The organism is Nocardia sp. NPDC127579, assembly GCF_042672005.1.
In the GTDB taxonomy this organism is placed as follows: domain Bacteria; phylum Actinomycetota; class Actinomycetes; order Mycobacteriales; family Mycobacteriaceae; genus Nocardia.
On sequence record NZ_JBHXVZ010000005.1, the window covers coordinates 393,602 to 418,586 of the forward strand.

Here is a 24,985-nt window from a genome sequence, read left to right on the forward strand (position 1 = left end):
TGGATCCCGAGGCGCCCAGCTCACCCGCCGGCGGCGGCGCCCCGAGTCGCTACTTCTGGACGACCCGCTCCCCCTGCCCGGGCTTCCAGATCGTGATGCCGAGCTTGTCGTCGGCGATCTCGACGCAGGATGCGCCGGTGAGCTCGGCGACGTAGAAGTGGTCGAATTCCTGTCCGCGGATATCGAATCCGGACTCGTCGAACAGGTCCTGCGCGAACCGCGCGTGCACCTCCCGGTCCAACAGGTCGGTGACCGTGCCGAACAGTTTGGCGTCGCCGTCGCCGACCATGGTGTCGACGGTGGCGGTGTGCAGGCAGAACCGCGGATCCCGGGCCAGGTCGTGGAATTTGGTGGTGTTCGGCATGCCGGCCAGCACCAGCATGCCCTCGAAGACGCGCGGCTCGATCGGGCTGATCCGGGGGGATCCGTCCGCGCGCAAGGTGGCGAGCATGCAGAGGTTGCCGGTCGCCTTGTGCCGGCGGGTGAACACGGTCGCGATCTTCGGTGCTTCCTGGACGAACTCACTCCATGTGGTCATAACGCAGAGCGTACGGGCCAACCTTGACATCTTCTGTCAGGGTTTGGGAGCTAACGTCGCAGTATGCGCGCGAGTCGTCTGGTCCAGCTGCTACTCCTGCTCCAGACCCGGGGCCGGGTCACCGCACCGGAACTGGCCGGGGCGCTGGAGGTCTCGATACGAACGGTGTATCGCGATGTGGAGGCGCTGTCCGAAGCCGGGGTGCCGGTGTACAGCGAACCCGGCCGGTCCGGCGGCATCCGGCTGGTCGACGGCTACCGCACCCGATTGACCGGTTTGACCTCGGAGGAGGCCGACGCGGTGCTGCTCGCCGGCTTGCCCGGTGCGGCGGCGGACCTGGGCCTGGGTACCGTGCTCGCGACCGCGCAGCTCAAGGTGCTCGCCGCCCTGCCACCGGAGTTGCGTGGACGCGCCACCCGGGTGGCGGAGCGGGTGCACATCGATGTGCCCGGGTGGTTCCACCGCCCCGACGAGACACCGACGCTGGCCACCCTCGCCGACGCGCTGTGGCACGACCGCCGGTTGCTGGTGCGCTACGGCCGCAAGGATCGAGTCGTCGAGCGCCGGCTCGATCCGCTGGGGCTGGTGCTCAAGGCGGGGACCTGGTATCTGGTGGCGCAGCAGGACGCGGCGGTTCGCTCGTATCGGGTGAGCCGGATCCTGGAGGCGGCCGCGCTCGACGAATTCTTCACCCGCCCCGATGATTTCGACCTGGCCGCGCACTGGGCGCGGGCGCAGGAGGAGTTCGCGCTGTCCATGTTGCGGGTGCGGGCGCGCTGCCGGATCCGCGCCGATCAGGTGCGCCTACTGCGGCTGAGTTTCGAACCCGCCGCCGTCACGGCGGCCGCGGCATCGATGACCGAGCCCGACGCGGACGGCTGGGTCGAGCTGGATCTGGCATCGGAGTCGTATGAGGTTCTGCTGCACAGTATTCTGCCGCTGGGCGCGGCCGCGGAGGTACTCGAGCCACCCGAACTCCGAGCTCGGCTCGCCGAGATCTCCGCGGCCATGGCGGCGAACTACCGGCGGTGAATCACCGCAGGCCGCGGAAGAACTCGCGCACGTCGGCGGTCAGCAGATCGGGCGCTTCCAGCGCCGCGAAATGCCCGCCGCGATCGTATTCCTTCCAGTGCACGATGGAATGCTGCTGTTCGGCGAGGGTGCGAATGGACAGATCGCCCGGGAACAGCGCGCATCCGGTCGGGACGCCGGAGTTCTTCGCCGGTCCGCCCCAGGACTCGGATTCCTTGTAGAGGCGGATCGAGGAGGCGAATGTCGCGGTCAGCCAATAGATGCTGACCATGGTCAGCATCGCGTCCCGGCCGAGAGCCTGCTCGGGCAGTTCGATGGACGGATCGGTGTAACGCCGGTACAGATCGACCAGCCACGCCAACAGTCCCGCCGGCGAGTCGTGCAGGCCGACGGCGAGGGTCTGCGGATGCCCGGCCTGCACCGCCGCGTAGTCGTAGCGCGTGAAACTCTCACTGCCGGTGAGTTTTTCGAGCTTCGCCTGCTCCTCCTCGGTGTAGTCGGGCGCACCCGCGTCCGACCAGGACGGCATGGTGATCGGCCCGTTCATATGCACGCCGAGCACATGGCCGGTGTCGATTCGCCCCAGGTCCGGGGCGACGAACGACCCGAGATCGCCGCCCTGGGCACCGTAGCTCTCGTACCCCAGCCGGGCCATGAGCTGCGCGAACAGCGCGGCGTAGCGTTCGGTCGAGCCCTGGCCCGGCCGCCGGGTCGGGCCCGAGAAGGCGAACCCGGGCGGTGCGCCAGTACTCCGCGAGCTCCTTCAGGTAGCTCACCGGAATGCCGTAATCCCAGCCGACTCCGGGCAGTTCGTCCGGCCAGCGGGTGTCGGCGAGGCGACGGCGCAGGTCGTCGAGCCGGTCTTGCGGGATATCGATGCGGAAGGGGCGAATCTCGGTCATGTTCGCACGCTAGAAGGCCATTAGGACAGACCTGTTCCTAACTGGATGGCATGCTCGGAATCATGTTGGAGACCTCGGCACGACTGCTCAGATTGCTGGCGCTGCTACAGACGCATCGCGACTGGACCGGCGCCGAACTCTCCGAACGGCTCGGCGTCACAGGCCGCACGGTGCGCCGCGATGTCGAGCGCTTGCGCGAACTCGGCTATCCGGTGCACGCCGCCCGCGGCACGGCGGGCTACCGGCTCGGCGCCGGTGCGGCGTTGCCGCCGCTGCTGCTCGACGACGAGGAGGCGGTGGCCGTCGCGGTGAGTCTGCGCGGCGCTGCCGACGGCAGTGTCACCGGCGTCGAGGAGGCGGCCGTGCGAGCGCTCGGCAAACTCGAGCAGGTGCTGCCGCCCCGGCTGCGGCACCGGGTCCGGACCCTGCGCGCGGCCACCGTGCGGGTCAGCCCGCCGCGACCCACCGTGGCGCCGGACACGCTGATGGCACTGGCCGAGGCCTGCCACCGCCACGAGCAGCTGCGCTTCGACTATCAGGCGCGCGACGGGGCCGCAACCAGACGAAAGGCGGAGCCGCACAGCCTGGTTCACTTCGGCAGGCACTGGTATCTGGTCGCCTGGGATGTCGACCGCGCCGACTGGCGCACATTCCGCGTGGACCGCCTGTCACCGAAGATCCCGAACGGACCTCGTTTCGCGCCACGGGAGTTGCCCGAGCCCGATGTCGCGACCTACGTGGCACGGCAGCTATCGGTCCGCACCTGGCCCTGCCGCGCCACGGTCCGGCTCCCGGTGCCCGCCGAGACCGCCAGTGACCGGGTCTGGCCCGGCATGGGTGTGGTCGAAGCGGTCGACGACACCAGTTGCCACCTGCATGTCGGTGCCGACACCCCCGAGGCGCTGGCCTGGATGATCACGTCCTCCGACCTGGATTTCACCCTGCTCACCGGCCCGCCCGAACTCGTCGCGGCACTGCGCAGACAGTCCGAGCGCTGCGCCGAGTCGGTCCGCGAATTCCCGGGCTAGCGTGAGCCCCCGGTCCCGGAATTTCGATTTACATGTTGACATTCTCTGTTGATTTGTAAACACTCTGGGCGGCGATGTGAAAGAGAGGCGTGTCAGTGACCGACCATGCGCGGGAAGCCCTCGAACTGCTGCGGGACAGCAGCCAGTTCAAGTGGTACGTCATTCCCCTGCTGCTGCTGGTGATCTACGTGTACTCCGTCGAAGTCGAGCGGCGGAACTGGAATGTGCTGTTCGGCGGCCTGGCGCTGTGGGGCATGGACCTGTTCAACGAGATCTGGAATTCGCTGGTCTTCCACGCCACCGGCCGCGCGCCGGTCTGGGGCGCCAGCGGGCCGACCGCCTACCAGCTGCTGATCGGCTGGAACATCGAGATCTGCTTCATGTTCGCCGTCATGGGCATTGCGGCGGCGAAAATGCTGCCGCCCAAGGGAACCCGGATCTTCGGGCTGCCCGACCGGCCGGTCCTGATCGCACTGAACTCCGCCGCGGCGGTCGGTGTGGAGGTGCTGCTCAACAAGGCCGGCGTGCTCACCTGGGATTGGTCCTGGTGGCAGCCGAGCTTCCCGGTGCTGATCTTCCTGATCGGTTACGTGCCCTTCTTCACCGCCTGCTTCTGGGTGCACGACCTGGCCACAGTGCGTGCGAAGGCGATCGCCGTCGGCACCATCCTCGGAATCGATGCCGCGGCCGTGCTGGTCTTCGGCGGCCTGGGCTGGCTGTGATGCGGGCCCGCGGCGCGCTGACGCTGCTCACCGGACTCCTCCTCGCCACCGCGCCGCTGCCGCCGGCCGGCGCGGACACCGGATGCACCCTCCTCGGCACCGTCGGCACACCCGAGATCGGCGTCGACTCCAGCAGCGCCGGACTCGAGACGATGCCGGGCGCCACCGTCGACCTCCCCGCCCGCATCGACTTCCGGACCACGACCGAATCGTTCAATCGCCGCTGGTTCTTCGCCACCCGCTACGGCCGGATCTACGTGAAAGCCGCTGCCACACCGGGTGATTGGCGAGAACTGCCGCTGCCCGACTGCATGACGGGCCGGATCCGCGGCGTCTCGGCCGACGACGACGAGGTCATGGCCATCGACCGCGACGGCCGATTCTTCACCCTGGACCACGCGCTCAGCGCGCCGCGGGATTGGAACTGGAGCACCCGCTACGGCACACCGCTGTGGACCGGCCCCGGCAACCAGCTGCCGTCGGACACCCTGGACTGGAGCTGGTCGGTGCTCTCACCGACCGAGGACCACGTCTGGCGCGACACGGCGGGCAACGACCACCCCGTCGGTGGCGCCAAGGTCTCGCACGTCTTCGCCCTGACCGACGACGGCACGCGGATCCGCTACATCGATCCATGGCTGCCCGTCGACCACAGCTACGAGATGTCGACACCGGAGAACGGGCGGTTCCGCGCGGTCGCGCTGTCCACCAGCGGATCGACCTCGCTGGTCGTCAACCGCTCCGGCGATCTGTACACCCGCCTGTTCGACTTCGATATCTCCGGTGCGGACAAGGTGTTCTTCCGCTACGCCTACGCCGACCAGCGGGGACTGCCGGAGGCCGCCGACATGCTGTCCGAACGCGTCGACGCGAGCACCGCCGCCATCCAGCTCCCCGCGCCCGGCTGGATCCGTCAGCCGCGCGTGCCCGGCACGATCACCGATCGGATCTCGATCCACAAGACCGGAATAGGTTCCGACGCAAGAGAACTCCGAGCCGAAGGCGTCGACGCGGGCCACACCGGCTACTGGGCCAAACAGCTCGACGCCGCGAACTGGACCTTCGTCCCCACCGGCCGGCCGCTCACCGGCACCCCGCTGACCGGCACCTCGAACCCGATCGACCCGTCGATCCCGCTCTCGCCCTACAGCTACACCGGCCACTCCGCCACCGGCTGGTCGGCCACCGTCGAACACTTCGACGTGGCCAACACGCCTACACCGCTGCGCGTACGATTCGCCGACGGCACCCGCCTGGACCTCGTATTGCACACCGTCGACGCCTTGCGCCAGACACCGCAACTCCCCGGCATCTCCACCCAGCCGAGATCCTTCGACGGCACCCTGGAGATCCCGCGCGAGATCCTCGACACCCTGTCCACCCAGCCGACCCCGGTCCGCGAACTGGTCGCCACCCTGTCCGGCGCCCGCTTCACCGACACCCCGGTCGTGGTCACCGACACCGAATTCCGGATCGCCGCCGTGGATCTCACCCTGCACCGGTAGGCTCCGGGCCAGCCCGAACAGCCCTCGAACCACGGAACTCACACGGGTGAAACGGAGTTCGGCTGCCCATCCGCGAGTTCGCTATTGCCCCTTCAACGCCCGATCAGCACGATTGACGAAGGTCGCGGTCGTGAACGTGCCGACGGTGAGCACGACCATCAGAACCTTCGCGGGCCAAGGCCCCTCGATGATCGCGCCCACCGTCCCCAACAGGACGAGGCCGCTCGTCATGACCAATACCGATGTCGCCCTTGTCGTTCCGTTGATCTCGCCACGCAGAATCCGCCGCGACGCCGCGAGCAGGCCGAGGCCGGGAATCCCCGGCAGCAGCGCGACCACGCAGACCACGATCAGGTACTCGGGTTGGACCAGTCCGGATACCACCAGTCCGACAGAGCAGGCCACCAGCGCGATACCCAGCACGATTCCAGCGGATCCGGCAAGACGCGTCGATCGCCGAACCGCGGGCTCGTTCGCGTAGCGCGATTGCACGCCCGCCCTCGTCGCATCGATCCGAGACATTCGTAAACCCCCGTGTGGCAGTTGCAATGATAGAAGCCGGGCCTCGGCGCGCGTGAATCACGCTCGCCGACATGACGTCCCGACCTACTCCTTAGTCCAGAAACTCGCTCAACTTCTTGTCGGCCATTCCGGGCTTGGGCCGGCCGCGGCCCTCGGCTCACCGGGCATGTCGGAACCACATGCGGTCGACCCGCTCACCGCGATGACGCCGCCGAGATCAATTCCGAACGCGCGCTGACGAAATGACCGAATCACGAACCCCCCTGATGATCACTGCTGTGACGACGACACCCTAGCCGGACGCTGTCGTCGACGCCACTCGCGCTGGGCTGACTGCTTACGCGACGCGTGGTTCAGCGCAAATCCAGTCCGCACAGCGCGGTGAAGATTCTCTCGCCGACAGCGATGAGTTTTCCGGACCGCCTCCGTCCTTACTGGTGAACGCGCCACCAACCCGGCGCTACCGACCCAGAAGGATCATGAAATGACCGCCACCACCGCCACTCGGACCGCCGACACCGTCCGCCCCGGCAAGATCCGCAACCGCGTCCTGTGGACCTTGCAGATCGTGCTCGGCCTGTTCTTCGTCATCGCTTCCGGCGGCCCGAAGCTCGTCATTCCGCAGACCCTGATGGAGAACAACGCCACCGCCTTCTCGATCCCGTTGGCGCTGCTGGTCTTCATCGGCCTCGCCGAGGTCGCCGGCGGCATCGGTCTCATGGTGCCCCGTCTGAGCGCGGCCGCCGCGACCGGCCTGGCGATCGTCACCTTCCTGGCCGCCGGCTTCAACGCCTTCCTGGCCGACACCCCCGAACTGGCCCCGTTCCCGCTGGCTCTCACCGCGATCTTCGCCTGGATCGCCTACGAACGCCGGGCCTCGATCACCGCCCTGCGCACCCTGATCAAACGATGACTTCTCCATAACGCCCGGCTACCGGCGGCACCCAGCCGCCGGTAGCCGCGTTGTGCGTTGCGAAGGGCGATCTGGTCGGGCCGTCCCCTCGGGTCGGGAGGACGGACCGAGACGTGCCCGACTGCCCAACCCGATCGCCGCCGCAAACCCGACCGGCCACGATGGTTGGAGCTAGAGTGCGGGTTGGTGCAGGGAGTCCATTTCCGCGCGCAGAGCGGCGATCTCGGCGGCCAGCTGCGCGCGGAGGTGTTCTCTTTCGTGCAGGCTCGCGCGCATGCTCTCGATGGTGTCGTCCATGCCGGCGAGCCTGCGGTCCGCGCCGGTGAGGCGCCATTCGATGACAGCTCGGCGGTCCACGGAGAGGCTGGCAGTGCTGACCCAGTTCAGGGCGTAGTCGAGCCAGTTCGGGGGCTTGGGCATCTTTTCGGTGTCCCAGCCGCGGCGGTTCGCGAGCTTGGTGGACAGGGTGCGGTCGCCGTCTGCGTCCGTCATTCGGACTTCGCTGAGTTTTCCGGCGCTGGTCACGACCGCGGCGAACCGGCAGCAGCCCGCCAGGTGCATACGCAGTTCGGCGGTGCCGCGGCCGTCGATATCCAGATCGCCGAGCCATGGTCCGTCCGCTACCTCGAGGACCGACTCCAGGACGGCGGTCTGGCCTGCGCCACCGCGCAGCCGCGTCGTCCGAGTGCGCAAGTCCTCAGGCGTGGCAGCCATCTGATCCCAGTGCATCGCACTTCACTCCACATCTACCCGGCATACGAACAGCAACCCTATGAACATAGCGGCACAGTCGGGGCACGATCCAACGCCCGCCGAACCCATGGTGTGGCCGGCATGTCGGACATGAACCCGTCAGCGCAGTACTGCGCTGACGCGGAATCAGCCGAGTACCTCGCGAGGTTCCGGCAGGAAGTCATGGGCTTGCTGCCGTACCCCGCGCCACATCGCAATGCCGAAGATCGGGTTGTTCCCCGGGATGTGCAGGCGCCGAGCTCCGAGATCCACCACCGCGGGCACTATCACGACACCGTAACTCGTCGGCTTGTTCTTCACGGCGGAGAAAACCGCGGGATCCACACGTTCCGAAACCAGCGCTGCGACCGCGCAGGTGCCGCGTCGTGACCGGACCGGGCGGCGCCTGCGCAACACCTGACCGTAGGAGTCGATCGCACGCCGATACTCGCGCACCGATGTCAAGGTGATCTCTTCGAATGTGGCGACACAGACCGACAGCTGCACGGGAAACTCCGACACCTTCACTGTCCGCTCCCCGACCAGAGTTCCCGGCGCTCCGTCCTGTTGAGACTGAATCTCCAGCCGTCCCTGGGCCATTCGCTCCGCCGTCGCCGAGAGGTATTGCCGCACTGCCGAACTCTCCACGCGGCTACCGTACTCCGGCCGAAGTTCGCCGTTCTCGCCCAGGTGCTGATCGCCACCGCGAGCGCATCGGTGCAATGCGCCGGACCGCCCCACTCACCCAGTCCTGAGCGTTCAGGCGCATTCGTTACTGTCGTGTTAGCGTCGGGCACGTGGGGACAACGACGCAGCGAACTGACTCCAACGGCGCGGCCGCGTACGACCCGATCGCCAAGGCCTACGCGGAGGAGAACGCGACGAGCCTCCTCAACGAGTACTACAACCGGCCTGCGATCCGGAACCTGCTCGGCGACGTGACGGGTAAGCATGTGCTGGACGCCGGATGCGGCTCGGGTCCTACGCTCGTTGACCTCATCGAAGGCGGAGCGACTGCGGTCGGAATTGACGGCAGCCAGGCCCTGATCGACATCGCCGCAGACAGAGTCGGGGGCGCCGCAGAGCTACACGTCGGGGACTTGACTTCCCCTCTTCCGTTCGGCGACAACACATTCGACGACGTTGTCTGCTCCCTCGCGCTGCACTACCTCGAAGACTGGCACTCCCCGCTGGCAGAGATGCGCCGCGTGCTCAAGCCTGGAGGCCGGTTGATCCTCTCGGTGGAGCACCCGCTGGTCATGTGGTTCACGCAACTTCAGGCCGGCGAGACCACAAACTACTTCGCCACGCGCCAACGCAAGGTCGCCGATATGGCCGGGCAGACCGCAGACCTCACATTCTGGGATCGGTCTCTATCGACGATGTTCCAGACATTCTTCGACAGCGGGTTTCGTGTCACCCGCGTCGAGGAACCTGCACCTGCCCCGGTAGCGGTGGAACGGTTCCCCGAGTTCTTCCGGGATCGCGAGGACCCGAGGTTCCTGGCCTTCCTGTTCCTGGTATTGGAGGCCTGACTCCCACGCTGCGGCGGGCCAGTTCTGGGCAATCATCGCGCCGCGCACGGCTTCTGCGATCGTCGCTTCTCTGTGCATCCGGAATCAGCCGGTCTGGCTCCGGGCTACCGAAATCATGAAGCGCTGCGCCATCCCGCCGAACTCCGCTCAAAAGCAAGCATCTGTACGAACTCCATCGCTGCCGGGTACGCACTCGTTTTAGTGAATATAACTAAAATTATCATCGGCGAGGCCACACTCGATGGCCTCGTCACCGGCCGTATGCCGGGCTCTACTCTCAGCGCAAAGTGCGCTCTGCCGCTCTCATGCACCGGGCGAGTGCGACCGGAGGAATACTGTCGGCATACGGTGATCGACGCAACCACCGATTCTCACTCCGCTTTCTGAATCAGAGCCCCACCGGCGCCGGAGTGAGCGGTTTCCCGTTGAGTTCCGTTTCCCCCTCCGTGCTCCACCAAAGCTCTCCGTCGACAGTGAGATACGCATGCCAGCGCCCAACTGCCCCGCCGCTGTACAGCGCCTCTGCCGTTGTATGTAGGTAGGAGGCCAGATCAGGCCATGCATCGGTGAAATCTCCGCCGGCGTCGTGATACGCGCGTCCGAGGCGACCTTGCTTCGGCCCGGGCCGCATGTCGAGTACCTGTGCGTCACCATCACTTTCGGCGAACGGAATCCACAGGGCATGCCACCAAGGCTCCTCCCCATCCTCGTCGTCTTCGTCGAGGTCCTCGTTGATCTCCATGCACATTTCCCAGTGCTCGACGATCTTCTCGGCGGATAGCGGCGGCCGCTCGGGCATCACATTGGCCCATCGGTCCAGCCCGTCGTGGCATCCGAGGGACTCGCGAAGCGAGGACGGAAAGGCGATACCCAGCGCCTTTTCCGCAGCGGCAAGGTCTTTCGCGCTCACCGGCGGGTTGAGCAGCCGGAAGCTATCCGGCGCGTGCTTGGCCATCCATGCATCGATCCGCTGCCACGAGGCCGCGACTGAGGGTGTGTCGATCATGGAATCGAGAGTGTACTCACGGCCCGGTATGCCCTATTCCCACGACCGGGAGTACGCACTCGATTCCGCCGCAGGGCAGCCGACTTCCCGATCTGATGGAACCGCATCTGGATTGGGCGCGGGAAGCGGCATGTGCGGATGTCGGCATGCGCGCTGTTGATCACCGCGGGCGACTACTGACTCTGCTTGCCGATCCCGCACAACTTCCCTCGGCGCGGGCGCCGATGCCCCGCTACGACGCCACCGTCGTCATCTGCGACGGCCACGAGGTCAGCCAGATATCGTTGAGCGGCCTCGATCAAACGTTCAGCAAGATCAATGCCCTAGGCGACGGAGTCATCCTGGGCGCAGGACGAATCGACCGAGTACAGCCGGCGATCAGCTGGGTGCCTTCTACGCCGGCGACGCGATCGAGCAGCTACTGACCGATCCCGACGGGCGGATCTGGATCAGCTATTTCGACGAATCCACCTTCGCCGTCCCCGAGCCTGACGGCACGTGGTCGAAAAGTTCCCAGTCGTGGAAATGGACTCGGAAAAAGTCCGCTCTCCGCAAAGGCCATCTCCAAGACGACGTGATCACCGAGACTGCAAGGGAGGAACTCCTCTTACCGAACGGTCGCCGATCCCGGGTCTGGGCTCGCGGAAAGATCGGACGCGACTCGACACTCTGGCTCTACGAGGACTGCACCCCCCGCGATGGTATCGGTACGAGCCACCTTTGGGACACGCTCATCGGCATGTGCGTGCGTCGAGTTTTCATGTGTCCGAGGCCATGTAGGCGGCGAGGATGTAGTTGGCGTGCCGGTCGAGGCTGGTGTGGCGCAGCACCCGAACCGGCGGTTGGGCGGAGACAGCCAGTCTCGCCACCGTCCCGACGACCCAGCAGAACTAACCGTCCGACCGAAGACATACGGGTGAAGTTCTGGGAGTATGTCGTGAGCGATCTTGCGGGTCGGCACAATCGCGAGAGCGTCGAAGCGGCAGAGGTTGCCGCGGAAGGATATTCGTGCATCACCACGGGGGAAGTAGTCATGTCGATATGAGCGAAGAGCCGAGCACCATCGAACTCGACCACGCTGTTCTCAACGGACCGCCCAAGACCCTGGCCGGCGGCCTGATCAAAGCCGTGCGGCCACGTCAGTGGGTGAAGAACGTCCTGGTCTTGGCCGCGCCACTGGCCGCAGGCACGATTCCGGGTACCGACACCTTCGTCCTCGCCGACCTCGCCCGCGACCTGCATGTCGCTACCGCTTTCGTGGTGTTCTGCCTGGCGGCCTCGGGGATCTACCTGATCAACGACTCGCTCGACGTGGAGGCCGACCGCGCGCATCCGACCAAACGCTTCCGACCGATCGCCGCCGGTGTCGTACCGGTGAATCTGGCCTACACACTGTCAGCGGCTCTACTGTGTGCTTCGATCCTGATCTCGTTCACGGCCTCGTGGCAGCTAGCAGCAGTGATGGCGGTCTACATCGCAATCCAGCTCGCCTACTGCTTCGGGCTCAAGCATCAACCAGTGATCGACATCTGCATCGTGTCGTCGGGATTCGTGTTGCGCACGGTCGCAGGCGGTGCGGCGGCGAGCATCCATCTGTCCCAATGGTTTCTGTTGATCGCGGCCGGTGGTTCGTTGTTCATGGCCGCGGGCAAACGCTATGCGGAGTTGAGGATCGCGCTCGACACCGGCGCGAAGATTCGCAAGTCACTGCAGTACTACACGCCTACCTATCTGCGTTTCGTCTGGACATTGTCCGGTACCGCGGTCGTGGTCTTCTACGGGCTGTGGGCGTTCGAGGCCGAGCACAAGGACAACCCGTGGTTCGCGATCTCGATGATCCCCTTCACGATCGCCGTCCTGCGGTACGCGGTCGATGTCGATGGAGGCGAGGCCGGTGAACCCGAAGAGATCGTGTTGGGCGACCGCATTCTGCAACTGTTGGCCGTGGCGTGCCTCGCAGCGGTCGGAGTGGCCGTCTACCTCACCTGAGCAGGCACACGGGCCACCGACCTGACCATGATCGCCCTCGGGCGCCACCGTCGACCTGAAATCGGCAGTTCAGTGCGTTCGTCGGCCGGCGCGGCTCTCAGGATCGCGCTCCCCGGCTAGTTGGACACCTGATGGCAGGACCAGGTCCAGCCCCGGATCTCGTCCATTACCGGACCTTGCCCGAGCCCAGGTTCACGCTCGGCGAACCCGCCGCGGCTGAGCCGTGAAGACGAATCCCTGACTGAGCGCGGTGCGGATACCGGCCGCGACTTCGGCCGGGTAAACGGGTTGGGTGGGCAGGTTCAGCCAGTTGTCCGGGCGCGGGCGTCCGGTCCGCACAACCAGTACGGGCCCGGGCCCATCGGCGAGTTCCACCGCGAATGCCATGTCGCTGCCGAGCGCCTGCGTGTACGTCGGCTTACGCCGTACCGTCCAGCGATACTCGGTGCCGTCGACAACAATGCTGCGGGAACCCTTGCGAGTCAGCGTCATCGGTCCTCCTCGGTCGGTTCCGGCGAAACCTACCCTGTGAATGCCCGAGGAGACCACGGGTTTTCGACCGAAGCCCAGACGCGCAGGCCAGGCGGGTGCAGCAGGGCAGATCCACCCAGCGGATCCGTCATACGCTCGGGCGAGGATCACTGCTCAGCGAGTAGACGGCGATGGCAGGCAGTTCACAGCCATCGCCCTTCCCAACCGCTCTTTCACGGCAACAGCTTATCGATCCGACGGTCCACGGACGGAAAGGAGCGTGCGCAGCATTCGGCATATGCGCGCGGTCGGCCGAACGATCAACTGGAGCGAATGAAGCCGGTCATCGGAGGCCGCACTGTCGGCGCCCCTGCCGGACCGGAACTCAGCCCGGCGATCACCTCCGCCGACAATGTCCCGTAGGTCTCGAAGGAATCGATCTCGCAGTGCGCCATCACATCCTGGATGTAAGGGTCGGAAAGCTGCCAATGCGCCAGGACTGCTGCCGAGTCCGGGTAGAGCTGGAAGCTGTGCGCCAGCCCGCGCTCCTCGTCGACGAAGACCTGAACCAGTAGTTGCGGTCCGTGCTGTTCGACGAAGTCCACCGCGCGCTCGATCGCGGCCCGGAATTCCGCGAGGTGCCCGTCGGTGATACGCATGGTGTTGTGGAACAGGATGCTCGTGTTGTCGCTCATGCAACGATGACGACACAGGACGCCGGACTGTGACATCTCATCCCCGGCGGAGAAGAGAACAATCCGCGCAGTAGGACCCCTCGCGATCTTTGGAGCCGAACCGCCTCGTGCGGTCCCTATGATGGCGTCGTGTCGATCGCGGGCATCGGGTCGTTGACAGCACAGCCGGGGCACCTGGTCTCCGACGGCTGCGATCAGCAGCAGTCCGGGCCGATCCAGGATGTTCAGCACGGCAGTCGGCCTCGTGACGGTCCGACCGAGCATGATCGGGCGTATGCCAATCTTTCCGCGGCCGGAAGGTCCCGAACAGGTCCTGCAGTTCGACCCGCATTGCCGCCTGGTCACCGAGTCGAGCAGGTATGCGTCGAAGGCGGTGCGGGATCTGCGATACGACGGTGATCTCACCATCGCCATTCAAGGTCCTGGCTTCTCGTTCGCCCACGTCGTCTTCCGCCGGCCGATAGGCTTCAGGGTGCTCGATGAGGCAGACCACGGGGCGCGCGACCGGCGAATATCGCGTTCGCGCTATCGAGGCGCGATCCATCGATCAGCCCTGGGCATCGGGTCACTGAGGGCGCGGCATATGAACGCTAATTATCCTGTTGCGCAACGATAGTGGCGGCGATGCGGTCGGCTGTGCCGATTGCGCCGTACACCGTGATCCACAACTCGCGCTGGCAGTTGGGGAGCCAGGCTCGCAGCACGGTCGCCGGCCCCTGGGTGCCGCCGGACAGGCGGTAGCGCCATCCGCCGCCGGAGCCCGGAACCTGTAGTGCGACAGCGGTATCGACCGTACCCAGCCGGGACTCCCAGTCGCCGAGCGACGGCGCGGCCCGGCCGTCGGGGCATTCGAGAAGTGTGGAGACGCTGGCCGAGGCCATGATCCCGGCCGCCGAATAGTAAAGGTAGGTGCCGTTGTCGGATTCTTCCCGCCAGTCGAGCGGGACGCCCCAGCCGAAGTGGCTCATAGTCGCCGGCTTCATGCCTGGCGGCGGCGAGATCGTCGGATAGGGAATGTGCGGGTCGAGCGCCGTGCACCCACCCCCTAGAGCCAGGCAAACAAGCAGTGGCCCAACGTGATTCCGTACTATCCGGACTGACACGGGGTAAGTGTATCGCCGAGGCGGCGCGAGCCCCGGCCGCATCGCCTCGGGCGGAACAGGTGCTTCACGGAGCGCCCCTAGTCACAGACCTTCAATGCGTCCGCCTGGTTGTCGCTGCCGATCAGGATATTGCCGCGGCCGTTGTCGGGAACGGAGACGAGCAGTTGCCACCGCTCACCGGTCCAGTTGTAGACCCCGACGGTCTTGCCGGTGCGGTTCCAATACGAGGTCAGGCGATCGCCGATACCCCCGTTGCCGATATCGTGCAGCAGACAGTTCGCGTCGATCTGGACGAACATGCCGTTGCCATCGCGGTGGTCGAAGCCGCAGAACAGTCCTCCTGGACAGTCGTAGGCCGCCGAGGCGGGGGCGGCCGAGATGACCGTGCCGCACGCGACGGCTGCCAGCGCGGCCGCCGCCGCTACCGCGGACCGGTGCGGCAGTGAGAGTGAAAACATGAGTGTCCCTTCGGGTCCGGTTGCTCCGGGCTGAACCGGCAGGGTCTGCCTCGCAGTCCGGCCTCCCCATGGTCGGTGGCCCGTATACGCCGTGACTATCCGCGGCGCGCGAGTTATATCCTTTGGACGCGAACGCCGTTCAGCTGCGCAGGGTCGTGGACGGGCTCACACCCCAGCGCCGGCGATACAGGGCCGAGAACCGCCCGAGGTGCCAGAAACCCCAGTCGGCGGCGATCGCCGCGACCGTTGTCGTGGTGGGGTCGGCCGCGGCGAGGTCGGCGTGCACTCCGACGAGCCGGGCCTCGCGTAACCGCTCGGTGGGGGTGGTGTCCAGGTACCGCCGGAACCCCTCTTGCAGGCTTCGCACCGAAATCCCCACCGCCGCAGCGATATCAGCGACCGAAGGCAGGTCCAGCGCCCGGTCGGCGATCAATTGTTCGGCTCGGCGGATGGGCCGCGGTGTCGGGTACGCGACGTCGCCGCCCAGTAGTAGCTCCGAGTAGCTGTTCGGTTGGGCCAGCAGGAATTGCGACATGATCAACTGTTCGAACTGCGGCCGCAACCGCGAGTCACGGAGCAGATCCGATCCCGCGGTCCCCCCATGCAGCATGCGCAACGTTTCGAGCCAGGACCGCACGGCCGGTGACCGCAGCTGCATCGCCGCCGCGGTCCGCAACCGGCGCTCCGGTGGCCGGCCGAGGACCCGCCCGAGATGCGTATCGAGCGCGAGCCGATCGATCCGGACAAGCAGATGCCTGCTGCTGTCGTCCGCGTTCATATCCAACGCCTCATCCGGATCGGGGACCGACGCGACAGTGTGGTCCGAGGCGATATCCATCGCACCCGCGCGAACCCGGACCCGGCCGGCCAGGGGGATCTGAACAAGACGAAAGCTCTCTGTCGGCTCGGACCTGACCCGAACCTGGACCCCGTACCGGAGATAGGCCAGGCCCACGTCTCCGATTCCGAGGAAATCGCACCGAGCGTCCATCGCGCCGCGCCCGGGATCGAGCCGATGATCCCGCAGAATTCCGCCCATCCGCACCCGCGCCTCTTCCGCGTCACCGGTGTGGAACAGGCGATGCCCGGACAGCGGTTCGACGTCCATACCCACTCCCGAAGCACAGTCACCGAACGAATGTCGGAATTCTGATTCTAGTCGCCCCGGCCCGAATGCTGGTTGCGCGCAGGAAAGTCCGCGGCAACGCCGAGCCGCCGCTGACCGATGAGTTCGGCAAGTTCGCACCGTGCGCGGACCTGGGCCCGGCTGCACAGACCGTGCGGTGTCGTGTGAACTCGGGAAAAGTGTCGCTCGACAAGGCCGGTCGTTGAGCGGCACACGAGATCGCGCGCAGTAGGGTCGAACCATGACCGAATCGCGGATCGATTCCGAACCGGACGCGACCCGGCCGCTGCGCGACGACATCCGGTTCCTGGGTGGCGTGCTCGGCGACACGATTCGCGACCACGAGGGGCCCGAGGTGTTCGACCTCATCGAGCGGGTGCGTATCGAGGCGTTCCGGGTGCGGCGCGCGGAAGTGGACCGCAGCGCGGTCGCCGAGATGCTGGCCGGTGTGCCGATCGAGACGGCGCTCCCGCTGATCCGGGCGTTCAGCTACTTCGTGCTGCTGGCCAACCTGGCCGAGGACATCCAGCGCGACCGCCGCCGGGCCGCGCATGTGGCCGCCGGTGAGCCGCCGCAGGATTCGTCGCTGGCGGCCACCTACCGGAAACTCGACGCGGCCCGGCTCGACGGCGACGAGGTCGCCGAACTGCTGGCCGACGCGCTGGTCTCACCGGTGATCACCGCGCACCCGACCGAGACCCGCAGGCGAACCGTGTTCGATGTGCAGACCCGCATCACCGATCTGATGCGCCTGCGCCAGCGCTACGACGACACCGAAGCCGAACGGGCCGATTTCGAACTCCAGATCCGGCGGCAGATCCTCGCGCTCTGGCGGACGGCGCTGATCCGATTGGCGCGCTTGCGGATTCAGGACGAGATCGCGGTCGGCCTGCGCTACTACGATCTCACCCTGCTCGAGGTCATCCCGGCGATCAACGCCGAGGTCCGGGCGGCACTGCGCGCCCGGTGGCCGGGCCTGGATCTGCTGTCCCGGCCGATCCTGCGCCCCGGCTCCTGGATCGGCGGTGACCGCGACGGAAACCCCTATGTCACAGCGGAAGTCGTGCGGGAGGCGGCGCAGCAGGCGGCGGCGGTCGCGTTCGATCACTATCTGCGTGAACTGGTGGAACTGGAAAAATCGCTGTCGCTGTCCGCGCGCCTGGCGGCCGTGTCGCCCGCGGTGACCGCGTTGGCGGCGACCGGGTACGCCGACCCGCTGGTGCACGCGGACGAGCCGTATCGACGTGCGCTGCACGGGATTCGGGGACGGCTCACGGTCACCGCGCAGCGCGCGCTCGGCCGGCTGCCCGCCGAGGGGCTGGCCGGCCGGATCGACGGCGTCGAACCCTACCCGTCGCCGCGGGCGGTGCTCGACGACCTGGACGCCGTCGACGGGTCCCTGCGCGCCAGCGGCGACGCGCTGCTCGCCGACGATCGCCTGGCCGCGCTGCGACATGCCGTGGAGACCTTCGGTTTCCACCTCCAGGGCCTGGATATGCGGCAGAACTCCGAGGTGCACGAGCAGGTCGTCGCCGAACTGCTCGCCTGGGCCGGAGTCCATCCGGACTACCCGAGCCTGTCCGAAGCCGAACGGGTCGAACTGCTCGCCGCGGAGCTGCGCACCCGCCGTCCGCTGCTCGGCCCGCACGCGCAGCTGAGCGAGCTGGCCACCAAGGAACTCGCCATCATCGCCGCCGCCCGCGAGGTCGTGGAAACGCTGGGGGCCGAAGCGGTTCCGAACTACATCATCAGCATGTGCACCTCGGTCAGCGACCTGCTCGAGGCGGCACTGCTGCTCAAAGAAGGCGGGCTGCTCGATCCCGGCGAGCCGGGCAGCCCGGTGGGCATCGTGCCGCTGTTCGAGACCATCGAGGATCTCGGCGCCGGCGCCGACACCCTGGCCGCCGCCCTCGACGTTCCGGTCTACCGGGACCTGGTGGCCGCCAGGGGAATGCGGCAGGAGGTGATGCTCGGCTACTCCGACTCCAACAAGGACGGCGGCTACTTGGCCGCGAATTGGGCGCTGTACCGGGCCGAACTCGATCTGGTCGAGGTGGCGCGCAAGACGGGAATCCGCCTGCGGCTCTTCCACGGTCGCGGCGGCACCGTCGGACGCGGTGGCGGCCGCAGCTACGACGCGATACTCGCCCAGCCCGCCGACGCGGTGCACGGATCGCTGCGGCTCACCGAACAGGGTGAGGTGATCGCGGCCAAGTACGCCGAATCCCGTGCGGCGCACCGCAATCTGGAATCCTTGATCGCGGGCACGCTGGAGTCGACGCTGCTGGATGTGGAGGGTCTCGGCGCGGACGCCGAACCGTCCTACGAGCTCATGGACGAGCTCGCGGCCCGCGCTCGCGCCGCCTACGCGCGGCTCGTGCACGAAACACCGGGTTTCGTCCAATATTTCCGGCAGTCGACGCCGGTCGCGGAGGTCGGCGATCTCAATATCGGCAGCCGCCCCGCCTCACGCAAACCCACGAGTTCGGTGTCGGATCTGCGCGCGATTCCGTGGGTGATGGCCTGGAGCCAGGCGCGAGTGATGCTGCCCGGCTGGTACGGCACCGGCACCGCGCTCGAGGACTGGGTGGGCGGCGATCCGCGACGCCTGGCCACCCTGTCCGACCTGTATCGGCGCTGGCCGTTCTTCCGGACCGTGCTGTCGAATCTGGCGCAGGTGCTGGCCAAGAGCGATCTCGCCATCGCCGCCCGCTACGCCGAGCTGGTCGACGACGAAGCGTTGCGCGACACCATCTTCGGCATGATCAGCGACGAGCACGCCCGGACGGTGCGCATGCACGCCGCCATCACCGGCAACGATCACCTGCTCGCCGACAACGCCTCACTCGCGGAGTCGATCCACAATCGCTTCCCGTACCTGGAGCCGCTGAACCAGATGCAGGTCGAACTCCTGCGCCGCCTGCGCTCGGGCGATGACAGCGATCTGGTCAAGCGCGGAATCCTGCTCACCATGAACGGACTGGCCACCGCCCTGCGCAACTCGGGCTAGCCGCCCTGGAGCTCAGCCCAGAGCCTGGGGGATTCGACGGCACGCGCCGAACGATTTCCTCGTCATCGTTTGGGCCAGTGCCAGGCCGGTGCGTCCAGCAGACCTTGATCGCGCACGATCGTCGCGCCGGATTCCTTCACGAGTTCGATCGTGTTGATCTCGTGGCCGGTGTTCTCCAGCGCGGAGATCAGCCGCGGGGAATGGGTGACCACCACGATCTGCGTGTCCGTGGCAGCCTCGGCGATGAGTTCGCCGAGCGGGCCGACGAGATCCGGATGCAGACTGTTCTCCGGCTCGTTGAGCACCAGCAGTTCCGGTGGGCGCGGTGTGCGCAATGCGGCGATGAGCAGCAGGTAGCGCAGCGTGCCGTCGGACAGTTCGGCGGTGCCGATGGGGCGCAGCAGATCCGGCTGACGCAGCAGCAGTTCGAATCGGCCGTCCTGGTTGACGATATGCACCTCACTGCCGGGGAACGCCCGATCGACCGCGTCGGCTAGGGCGTGTGCGTCGCCGTTTTCCCGAATGGTCTGCCAGGCCGCGGCCAGATCGGCGCCGTCGTGCGCGAGTACCAGGGTGCGAGTGCCGATCCGCGGCAGGCGAGCCGGGGCGTCGGCGTCGGTGCGCAGATGGTCGTAGAAGCGCCAGGAGCGGATTCGCTCACGCAACACCAGCAGATCGGGAGCGTGCTGCGGGTCGGCGAGTTCGGCCAGCATGCTGTCGAACGGCCGCAGCGTGTGCGCGACCATCCCCCAGGCCCCAACGGTGTCGCGTAGCCGGACCACCGGGCCGCCCCGTTCGGCGAGCAGCGTAGCCGGACGCAGCACCGGCCCGGCCCATACCGCCTCGGCCTTGATCTCCGGGTCCCGGTCGAACATGGTGGTCGGCTCGCCATCCGAGGACATGCCCGCCGGCGGCGGAATGCCCAGATCGGCCGCGTAGCCGAACTCGTCACCGGCGAAACCCAGCCGCAACGCCAATGCCTGGTTTCGGGGCGTCCGCCCCGGCCCCGCCCACAACGTCGAATCCAACCCGCCCTCGCGGGCCAGTGCCGCCACCGCGCCATTACCGGCGAAATTCGCCAGCAGGCGCAGCACCCGGTACAGGCTCGACTTTCCGCTGCCGTTCGCACCGGTCACGACGTTCAACCGCCCCAGTGGAACGACCAGTCGCCGCAGGGATCGGTAGTTCTGCACCGCCAGTGTCCTCAGCACGCGCCCAGGCTAGCCGGGCCGGCCGACACCGCGGCCACGGTTACAGCTCACGGATCACCCGGGCGGGATTGCCGGCGGCGAAAACGCGGGCCGGCAGGTCCCGGGTGACTACGGAGCCCGCGCCGACTACGGTGTCGTCGCCGATCGTGACGCCGGGGCAGACGATCACGCCGCCGCCGAACCAGACGTTGTCGCCGATCGTGATCGGTGCGGCGGATTCCCAGCGCTGCCTGCGGGCTTCGTGATCCTGCATCGGGTGCAGGGCGGTCAGCAGCTGGCAGCGGGGGCCGATCGAGCAGTCGGCGCCGATGGTGATCGGCGCGCAATCCAGCAGGATCGCGTCATAGTTGAGAAAGCTGTTGGGGCCGATCTCGATCAGATAGCCGTAATCGCATTGGAATCGCGGCATGATCCACGACCCCTCCCCCAGCTTGCCCAGCAGCCGGCGCAGCACCGTCTCCCGGCGCTCGGTCTCCTCGGGCCCGGTCCGATTGAACTCGTCGCACAACCGTTGCGCCCGTTGCCGCTGCGCCACCAACTCCGGATCGCTGTCCTTGTACAACTCACCCCGGAGCATCCGCTCCCGCTGCTCACCCACCCGACCAAGCTACATCGCTGCCAGCACCCCGGGCGTCCGCGCCCGCTCGGCCAGTACCTGTTCCAGCAGCGCGACCAGCACGTCACGCACCGAACCCCGTTCGCGGGCATCGCATTCCAGCAGCGGGATCCAGTCCTCGAGGCCGAGGGCCTCGCGCACCTCGGCCAGGTCGAAGACCGGACCCTGCTCGAACCGGTTGACCACGACCACGAACGGCGTCCTGTGCTCCTCGAAGTAGTCCAGCACCGGATAGCAGTCCTCGACCCGACCGGTGTCGACCACGATCACCGCACCCAGCGCACCGTCCACCAGATCGTCCCAGAGGAAGACGAACCGATCCTGGCCGGGCGTGCCGAAAAGGTAGAGGATCAGCGAGGAGTCCAGGGTGATCCGGCCGAAATCCAGCGCCACCGTGGTCTGGGTCTTGCCGGCGTGCTGGCCGGGATCGTCGACACCGATCGCGTACTCGGTCATGGCGGCCTCGGTGACCAGCGGCTCGATCTCGGAGACAGCGCCGATGAAAGTGGTTTTGCCGACCCCGAATCCGCCGCTGACCACGATCTTCACCGAGGCAGCGAGCGGAGACTCCGGGGCGGATGGTCGATCAGAGCGCTCGGACAAGATCCCGGATCCTCTCGATGGCCGCGGTGGACAGATCGTGCGCGGCGCGCACGGTGACGTGGCCCGCGGCAGCCAGGTCACTGACGATGACGGTCGCCACACCGACCGGAACCCGAAGGGCCGCACCGACTTCGGCAATCGAATGCGGGGCTTGGCACAGGTTCACGACGGTCCGCTCCTCGAACCGCAGCGGCGCGGCCAGCGCGGCGCGTGGCGCTTGCACGAGGGTTTCCAGGCGTCCACCAGCGGAATGGTGCGCCCGGCAGTGACGATGAACGGACGCACGAATGCCTCGGCGCTGTCCGGATCTCTCATCGGCGCAACGATTCTCGCAGATGAGCGATCAGCTCGGGATCGAGCAGGGCGCCCGCGCGATCGGCCAGCACCGCCATCTCGAAGCCGACCAGCCCGACATCGCAACCGCCCTCGGCGATCACGCCCAGGCAGCTGCCGTCACCGAGGGCCGACACCAGCAGGAAGCCGCGGCCCATCTCGATCATGATCAGCTTCAGGCCGTCGAACGAGTAACTGCGCGAAGCGCTTCGGGCCAGACTCGCCATCCCCGACACCATGGCGGCGAGTCGATCCGCTCCGGCCCGGTCCAGTCCGTCGGACATCGCGATGAGCAGCCCGTCGGAGGAGACAGCCACGGTGTCGCGGACGCCGTCGGTCTCCCGGACGAAGTTGGCCAGCAGCCAGTTGAAGGTGTGCGGATCGGCCGCGGTCGATGCGTGTGTGGTCACTGTCTCCCCTTGACGGTACTCATGGCGATTGCCGGATCGGATGTGCTGCTGAGGGTTTCACCGCCGCGCTGATGCCCGGCACGGAACGCGGACAGCAGGCCGCGGACCTGTTCGGGGGAACGCTGCGCCGAGGTTGCGCTCGGGGCGGGGCCGCGCGGTGACTCCGCCTCGACCGGGCGAGCGCGTTTGACCCGCTTGACCAAGCCGTTCCGGGTGCGCTGGGGTTCGTCGGTGACGTCCGTGCCCGGTGCGCCGAGCACTCTTCCCGAGTCCGCGGGCGTCTCTGGCACACCGGCGCCGTAGGCATGTGGGCCGACGCCCATGGTCGCGGCAGCATCGGCCAGGATTCGACCTCCGTGCGCCGTCGGCACAGAATCCGTTGTCTGCCCGGCTTTTCGGCTTACCGGCCGCGCCGGACGATCATGCGATATCACACGACCGCTCGTGTGCGACACCAGGCCCGGCAGCTCGGGTTCAGACGGCGCAGCCGACCCGACAGGGCCGAAAGTCCCTGGTTCAGAGTCTTTTCGGCCACTCTCCGCGAAGACACCGCGGCCGAGTACTGCTGGGCGCAGACCGGTATCGACCGGCGGCGACTTCGTAGCACCGAGCAGTTCGGCCGGCAGCAGCAGCCGCGCGACCACGCCGCTCACCGGGGAGACCGTGAGCTCCACCTCGATGCCCAGACGGCGGGCCAGTCGGCCGACGACGTAGTGCCCCAGGTAGCGAGTAGGGGTGAGCAGGAAGTCGGAGGCTCCCCGGAGGCGCGAATTCGCTTCGGCGAGTTGCTCGGCGGGCATGCCGACGCCGTGATCGACCACCGCCAGGACATAGCCGTCGGGCACGACGCGGCCGTAGATCTCGACTTCCAGATCCGGTGGGGAGAAGGCCAATCCATTCTCGATCAGCTCGGCGAGCATATGGGCCAGCTCGCTGCCCGCGGCGCCGCTGACGGTGACCTCCTCGATGCGCCGCAACGCGACCCGGCGATAGTCGTCGACCTCGGAGATCCCGGCGCGGATCACATCGGTGAGCGGGATCGGCGCCGCCCACCGGCGCGGTCCCGTCGCACCGACGAGCACCAGCAGGCTTTCGGCATTGCGGCGCATGCGGGTGGCGAGATGGTCGAGTTCGAACAGATTGGCCAGCGCCTTGGGATCCATTTCGGCACGCTCGAATTCGCTGATCAGCCCGAGCTGGCGGCGGACCAGATTCTGGTTGCGGCGCGCGAGGTTGGCCATGGATTCGGTATTGTTGCGGCGCAACAGCGCCTGCTGTGAGGACAATTCGTAGGCGGTGCGCTGCACGCGGTCCAACGCGTCGGCAACATCGGCGATTTCGATGCTCGCGCCCGGCGGCGTGCGGACCGGGGCGGGCGGATCGGGTTCGGTGTCGGCGGACTGCCAGGCCGCGATCACCTCGGGCAGGCGCCGGCTCGCCACCTCGTCCGCCTCGTCGGCGAGCGTCGCCAGCGGCCGCACGATGGCTCGCAGGCTGGCGATCACCAGCGCGATCTCCGCCGCCAGGGCGGCCACGGCGAGCAGGACGAACCCGGCGAGTGTGACGGCGGCACGGGTACGCAGGTCCGCGGCGCGATCCCGCACTGCGGCACCGACCGCCTGCTGCACCTCGCCCTGCGCGTCGATCACCGCGGTCATCTGCGCCCACCAGGCGTTCGAATCCACCGGCCGCGCCAGTGGACCCCCGCCAGAGCCGATCGCCAGGTTCTCGGATTCGGCCGACCTGACCGCGTTCTCACCGCGCAGTGCCGCGTCCAGTAGTTCGCGCTGGGCAGCGGTGGCGTCGCGGGCGAACGCGGCCAGACCGGCCAGCTTCGCGGCCCGGATCTCCAGGAACCGCACGTATTCACCCGGCCCGAACGCCTCGGCGGCGAACACGCCGTTGAGGAACCCGCGTTCGCGGGCGGTCTGCTCCTTGGCCTCGGCCAGCGCGTAGAGCGCTTGCAGACCGTGTCGGATCTCGGCGTCGTCGGCTTGGTCGAGCCCCAGTTCGAGCCGGTTCAGCGCATCGATCGCGTCGGTGTAGAACTGGAATGCCGCCGCGCGGGCGATCCGCCGCGTATCGATACCGGCGCGTATCTCGCCCAACCCCGACAGCGGCGCCACCGCCCGCCGCACCGCCGCGATTCCCGGCGCGTGCCCGGTCAGCGCCGCGTCCAGCGCGCGTACCGCCCGATCAGTGTTACCGCGCTGCTCGGCGACCGCTGATTCCAGCGCTCCACCCCCGAACAACCCGTTGCTGAGCCCTCGCTCCCGCTGCGCCTCGTGCAGAACATCCTGCACCGCGAGCGCCAGCCCCACCTCGGCGACCGTATCCCCACTGCGCCAATAGGATTGGACCTCGCCCGCGATGGCGATGCCGAGCAGCGCGAACACCAGCGTCAGCGAGACCAGCAGAATTCGCGCCAATTGCCCGCGAATGGTGCGTGGTCGAACCAGCCCGGGCGCGACACCGTCCACGCGCCCGAATCCCGGCCCCGAACGAATACGCACCAACCCAGCTCC

26 protein-coding genes and 1 pseudogene are annotated in these 24,985 nt (G+C 67.3%); 9 read left to right on the plus strand and 18 right to left on the minus strand.

The genetic code is table 11. From position 1 onward, the window contains the following. Positions 1 to 49: 49 nt before the first annotated feature. On the minus strand, positions 50 to 538 hold the full coding sequence (locus ACFVMC_RS19940; RefSeq protein ID WP_379212188.1) for a pyridoxamine 5'-phosphate oxidase family protein: 489 nt from the start codon (positions 536 to 538) through the stop codon (positions 50 to 52). A 63-nt stretch (positions 539 to 601) separates the two neighbouring features. On the opposite strand from ACFVMC_RS19940, the gene ACFVMC_RS19945 reads away from it, so the two are divergent. Further along, a complete protein-coding gene (locus ACFVMC_RS19945; RefSeq protein WP_379212190.1) occupies positions 602 to 1,570 on the plus strand; it encodes a helix-turn-helix transcriptional regulator in 969 nt (322 codons plus the stop codon). Between the two features lies 1 nt (position 1,571). Here ACFVMC_RS19945 and ACFVMC_RS19950 read toward each other — a convergent pair whose 3' ends face one another. Continuing rightward, entirely contained in the window at positions 1,572 to 2,225 is a 654-nt protein-coding gene (locus ACFVMC_RS19950) for a hypothetical protein (RefSeq protein ID WP_379212460.1), read from the minus strand. A 142-nt stretch (positions 2,226 to 2,367) separates the two neighbouring features. Further along, positions 2,368 to 2,472, minus strand: a pseudogene (locus tag ACFVMC_RS19955) (epoxide hydrolase N-terminal domain-containing protein); the annotation flags it as partial. Between the two features lie 62 nt (positions 2,473 to 2,534). Between ACFVMC_RS19955 and ACFVMC_RS19960 the strand changes: the two are divergent. From ACFVMC_RS19960 to ACFVMC_RS19970, 3 genes are all read left to right on the plus strand, one after another. Further along, a complete protein-coding gene (locus ACFVMC_RS19960) occupies positions 2,535 to 3,500 on the plus strand; it encodes a helix-turn-helix transcriptional regulator (protein ID WP_379212192.1) in 966 nt (321 codons plus the stop codon). A 95-nt stretch (positions 3,501 to 3,595) separates the two neighbouring features. Next, the gene (locus ACFVMC_RS19965; protein ID WP_379212194.1) at positions 3,596 to 4,222 is read left to right on the plus strand and encodes a hypothetical protein; all 627 of its coding nucleotides are present in this window, start codon (positions 3,596 to 3,598) and stop codon (positions 4,220 to 4,222) included. After that, entirely contained in the window at positions 4,222 to 5,727 is a 1,506-nt protein-coding gene (locus ACFVMC_RS19970; protein ID WP_379212196.1) for a hypothetical protein, read from the plus strand. The genes ACFVMC_RS19965 and ACFVMC_RS19970 overlap by 1 nt, the downstream gene beginning before the upstream one ends. A gap of 81 nt (positions 5,728 to 5,808) precedes the next feature. On the opposite strand, the gene ACFVMC_RS19975 is transcribed toward ACFVMC_RS19970, so the two are convergent. Beyond that, on the minus strand, positions 5,809 to 6,150 hold the full coding sequence (locus ACFVMC_RS19975) for a hypothetical protein (protein WP_379212198.1): 342 nt from the start codon (positions 6,148 to 6,150) through the stop codon (positions 5,809 to 5,811). Positions 6,151 to 6,733: 583 nt separating this feature from the next. Between ACFVMC_RS19975 and ACFVMC_RS19980 the strand changes: the two genes are divergently transcribed. Beyond that, positions 6,734 to 7,162, plus strand: a complete 429-nt coding sequence (locus ACFVMC_RS19980; protein WP_379212199.1) for a DoxX family protein — start codon at positions 6,734 to 6,736, stop codon at positions 7,160 to 7,162. 171 nt (positions 7,163 to 7,333) lie between these two features. Here the strand turns inward: ACFVMC_RS19980 and ACFVMC_RS19985 are convergent, their stop codons facing one another. Then, positions 7,334 to 7,876: a hypothetical protein gene (locus ACFVMC_RS19985; RefSeq protein ID WP_379212201.1), complete on the minus strand. Its 543-nt coding sequence runs from the start codon at positions 7,874 to 7,876 to the stop codon at positions 7,334 to 7,336. Between the two features lie 165 nt (positions 7,877 to 8,041). Next, positions 8,042 to 8,542 carry a hypothetical protein gene (locus ACFVMC_RS19990; protein WP_379212203.1) on the minus strand — a complete coding sequence of 167 codons (501 nt, stop codon included), beginning with the start codon at positions 8,540 to 8,542 and terminating at the stop codon, positions 8,042 to 8,044. Positions 8,543 to 8,691: 149 nt separating this feature from the next. On the opposite strand from ACFVMC_RS19990, the gene ACFVMC_RS19995 reads away from it, so the two are divergent. Further along, the gene (locus tag ACFVMC_RS19995; RefSeq protein ID WP_379212205.1) at positions 8,692 to 9,429 is read left to right on the plus strand and encodes a class I SAM-dependent methyltransferase; all 738 of its coding nucleotides are present in this window, start codon (positions 8,692 to 8,694) and stop codon (positions 9,427 to 9,429) included. Between the two features lie 388 nt (positions 9,430 to 9,817). Here the strand turns inward: ACFVMC_RS19995 and ACFVMC_RS20000 are convergent, their stop codons facing one another. Further along, positions 9,818 to 10,435, minus strand: a complete 618-nt coding sequence (locus tag ACFVMC_RS20000) for an SMI1/KNR4 family protein (RefSeq protein ID WP_379212206.1) — start codon at positions 10,433 to 10,435, stop codon at positions 9,818 to 9,820. Between the two features lie 146 nt (positions 10,436 to 10,581). Here ACFVMC_RS20000 and ACFVMC_RS20005 point away from each other — a divergent pair, with 146 nt between their 5' ends. Beyond that, positions 10,582 to 10,860 (plus strand): hypothetical protein, encoded by a 279-nt coding sequence (locus tag ACFVMC_RS20005; protein ID WP_379212208.1) that lies wholly within the window; start codon positions 10,582 to 10,584, stop codon positions 10,858 to 10,860. A gap of 616 nt (positions 10,861 to 11,476) precedes the next feature. After that, entirely contained in the window at positions 11,477 to 12,424 is a 948-nt protein-coding gene (locus tag ACFVMC_RS20010; protein ID WP_379212210.1) for a decaprenyl-phosphate phosphoribosyltransferase, read from the plus strand. A gap of 192 nt (positions 12,425 to 12,616) precedes the next feature. Here ACFVMC_RS20010 and ACFVMC_RS20015 read toward each other — a convergent pair whose 3' ends face one another. The 5 genes from ACFVMC_RS20015 to ACFVMC_RS20035 all read right to left on the minus strand — a co-directional run bounded on the left by ACFVMC_RS20015 (position 12,617) and on the right by ACFVMC_RS20035 (position 16,259). Further along, complete coding sequence (locus tag ACFVMC_RS20015) at positions 12,617 to 12,916, minus strand: hypothetical protein (RefSeq protein ID WP_379212212.1); 300 nt, start codon at positions 12,914 to 12,916, stop codon at positions 12,617 to 12,619. A 299-nt stretch (positions 12,917 to 13,215) separates the two neighbouring features. Next, complete coding sequence (locus ACFVMC_RS20020) at positions 13,216 to 13,590, minus strand: hypothetical protein (RefSeq protein WP_379212213.1); 375 nt, start codon at positions 13,588 to 13,590, stop codon at positions 13,216 to 13,218. 590 nt (positions 13,591 to 14,180) lie between these two features. Then, on the minus strand, positions 14,181 to 14,558 hold the full coding sequence (locus ACFVMC_RS20025) for a hypothetical protein (protein WP_379212215.1): 378 nt from the start codon (positions 14,556 to 14,558) through the stop codon (positions 14,181 to 14,183). Positions 14,559 to 14,770: 212 nt separating this feature from the next. Next, on the minus strand, positions 14,771 to 15,151 hold the full coding sequence (locus ACFVMC_RS20030; protein WP_379212217.1) for a peptidase inhibitor family I36 protein: 381 nt from the start codon (positions 15,149 to 15,151) through the stop codon (positions 14,771 to 14,773). Positions 15,152 to 15,290: 139 nt separating this feature from the next. Next, positions 15,291 to 16,259 (minus strand): helix-turn-helix domain-containing protein, encoded by a 969-nt coding sequence (locus ACFVMC_RS20035; RefSeq protein WP_379212219.1) that lies wholly within the window; start codon positions 16,257 to 16,259, stop codon positions 15,291 to 15,293. A 259-nt stretch (positions 16,260 to 16,518) separates the two neighbouring features. On the opposite strand from ACFVMC_RS20035, the gene ppc reads away from it, so the two are divergent. Beyond that, a complete protein-coding gene (ppc, locus tag ACFVMC_RS20040) occupies positions 16,519 to 19,287 on the plus strand; it encodes a phosphoenolpyruvate carboxylase (protein ID WP_379212221.1) in 2,769 nt (922 codons plus the stop codon). Between the two features lie 62 nt (positions 19,288 to 19,349). Here the strand turns inward: ppc and ACFVMC_RS20045 are convergent, their stop codons facing one another. The 6 genes from ACFVMC_RS20045 to ACFVMC_RS20070 form a co-directional block, all read right to left on the minus strand. After that, complete coding sequence (locus ACFVMC_RS20045) at positions 19,350 to 20,498, minus strand: AAA family ATPase (protein WP_379212223.1); 1,149 nt, start codon at positions 20,496 to 20,498, stop codon at positions 19,350 to 19,352. 40 nt (positions 20,499 to 20,538) lie between these two features. Beyond that, positions 20,539 to 21,096 carry a sugar O-acetyltransferase gene (locus tag ACFVMC_RS20050; RefSeq protein WP_379212224.1) on the minus strand — a complete coding sequence of 186 codons (558 nt, stop codon included), beginning with the start codon at positions 21,094 to 21,096 and terminating at the stop codon, positions 20,539 to 20,541. A 9-nt stretch (positions 21,097 to 21,105) separates the two neighbouring features. Beyond that, positions 21,106 to 21,720 (minus strand): ATP/GTP-binding protein, encoded by a 615-nt coding sequence (locus ACFVMC_RS20055; RefSeq protein ID WP_379212444.1) that lies wholly within the window; start codon positions 21,718 to 21,720, stop codon positions 21,106 to 21,108. Continuing rightward, entirely contained in the window at positions 21,701 to 21,940 is a 240-nt protein-coding gene (locus ACFVMC_RS20060; RefSeq protein WP_379212226.1) for a DUF742 domain-containing protein, read from the minus strand. Before ACFVMC_RS20060 ends, ACFVMC_RS20055 begins: the two co-directional genes overlap by 20 nt. An 88-nt stretch (positions 21,941 to 22,028) precedes the next feature. Then, on the minus strand, positions 22,029 to 22,460 hold the full coding sequence (locus ACFVMC_RS20065) for a roadblock/LC7 domain-containing protein (protein WP_379212228.1): 432 nt from the start codon (positions 22,458 to 22,460) through the stop codon (positions 22,029 to 22,031). Further along, positions 22,457 to 24,973: a nitrate- and nitrite sensing domain-containing protein gene (locus ACFVMC_RS20070; protein WP_379212230.1), complete on the minus strand. Its 2,517-nt coding sequence runs from the start codon at positions 24,971 to 24,973 to the stop codon at positions 22,457 to 22,459. The genes ACFVMC_RS20065 and ACFVMC_RS20070 overlap by 4 nt, the downstream gene beginning before the upstream one ends. Positions 24,974 to 24,985: the final 12 nt, after the last annotated feature.

Excerpts from the sequence above, each read along its gene's own strand:
- ACFVMC_RS20020 (WP_379212213.1), bottom strand. The coding sequence starts at position 13,590 with ATGAGCGACAACACGAGCATCCTGTTCCACAACACCATGCGTATCACC.
- ACFVMC_RS20030 (WP_379212217.1), bottom strand. The coding sequence starts at position 15,151 with ATGTTTTCACTCTCACTGCCGCACCGGTCCGCGGTAGCGGCGGCGGCC.
- ACFVMC_RS19960 (WP_379212192.1), top strand. The coding sequence starts at position 2,535 with ATGTTGGAGACCTCGGCACGACTGCTCAGATTGCTGGCGCTGCTACAG.
- ACFVMC_RS19950 (WP_379212460.1), bottom strand. The coding sequence starts at position 2,225 with ATGGCCCGGCTGGGGTACGAGAGCTACGGTGCCCAGGGCGGCGATCTC.
- ppc (WP_379212221.1), top strand. The coding sequence starts at position 16,519 with ATGACCGAATCGCGGATCGATTCCGAACCGGACGCGACCCGGCCGCTG.
- ACFVMC_RS20015 (WP_379212212.1), bottom strand. The coding sequence starts at position 12,916 with ATGACGCTGACTCGCAAGGGTTCCCGCAGCATTGTTGTCGACGGCACC.
- ACFVMC_RS19940 (WP_379212188.1), bottom strand. The coding sequence starts at position 538 with ATGACCACATGGAGTGAGTTCGTCCAGGAAGCACCGAAGATCGCGACC.
- ACFVMC_RS19945 (WP_379212190.1), top strand. The coding sequence starts at position 602 with ATGCGCGCGAGTCGTCTGGTCCAGCTGCTACTCCTGCTCCAGACCCGG.
- ACFVMC_RS20035 (WP_379212219.1), bottom strand. The coding sequence starts at position 16,259 with ATGGACGTCGAACCGCTGTCCGGGCATCGCCTGTTCCACACCGGTGAC.
- ACFVMC_RS19970 (WP_379212196.1), top strand. The coding sequence starts at position 4,222 with ATGCGGGCCCGCGGCGCGCTGACGCTGCTCACCGGACTCCTCCTCGCC.
- ACFVMC_RS20000 (WP_379212206.1), bottom strand. The coding sequence starts at position 10,435 with ATGATCGACACACCCTCAGTCGCGGCCTCGTGGCAGCGGATCGATGCA.
- ACFVMC_RS20010 (WP_379212210.1), top strand. The coding sequence starts at position 11,477 with ATGAGCGAAGAGCCGAGCACCATCGAACTCGACCACGCTGTTCTCAAC.
- ACFVMC_RS20005 (WP_379212208.1), top strand. The coding sequence starts at position 10,582 with ATGCGCGCTGTTGATCACCGCGGGCGACTACTGACTCTGCTTGCCGAT.
- ACFVMC_RS19980 (WP_379212199.1), top strand. The coding sequence starts at position 6,734 with ATGACCGCCACCACCGCCACTCGGACCGCCGACACCGTCCGCCCCGGC.
- ACFVMC_RS20025 (WP_379212215.1), bottom strand. The coding sequence starts at position 14,558 with ATGAGCCACTTCGGCTGGGGCGTCCCGCTCGACTGGCGGGAAGAATCC.
- ACFVMC_RS19985 (WP_379212201.1), bottom strand. The coding sequence starts at position 7,876 with ATGGCTGCCACGCCTGAGGACTTGCGCACTCGGACGACGCGGCTGCGC.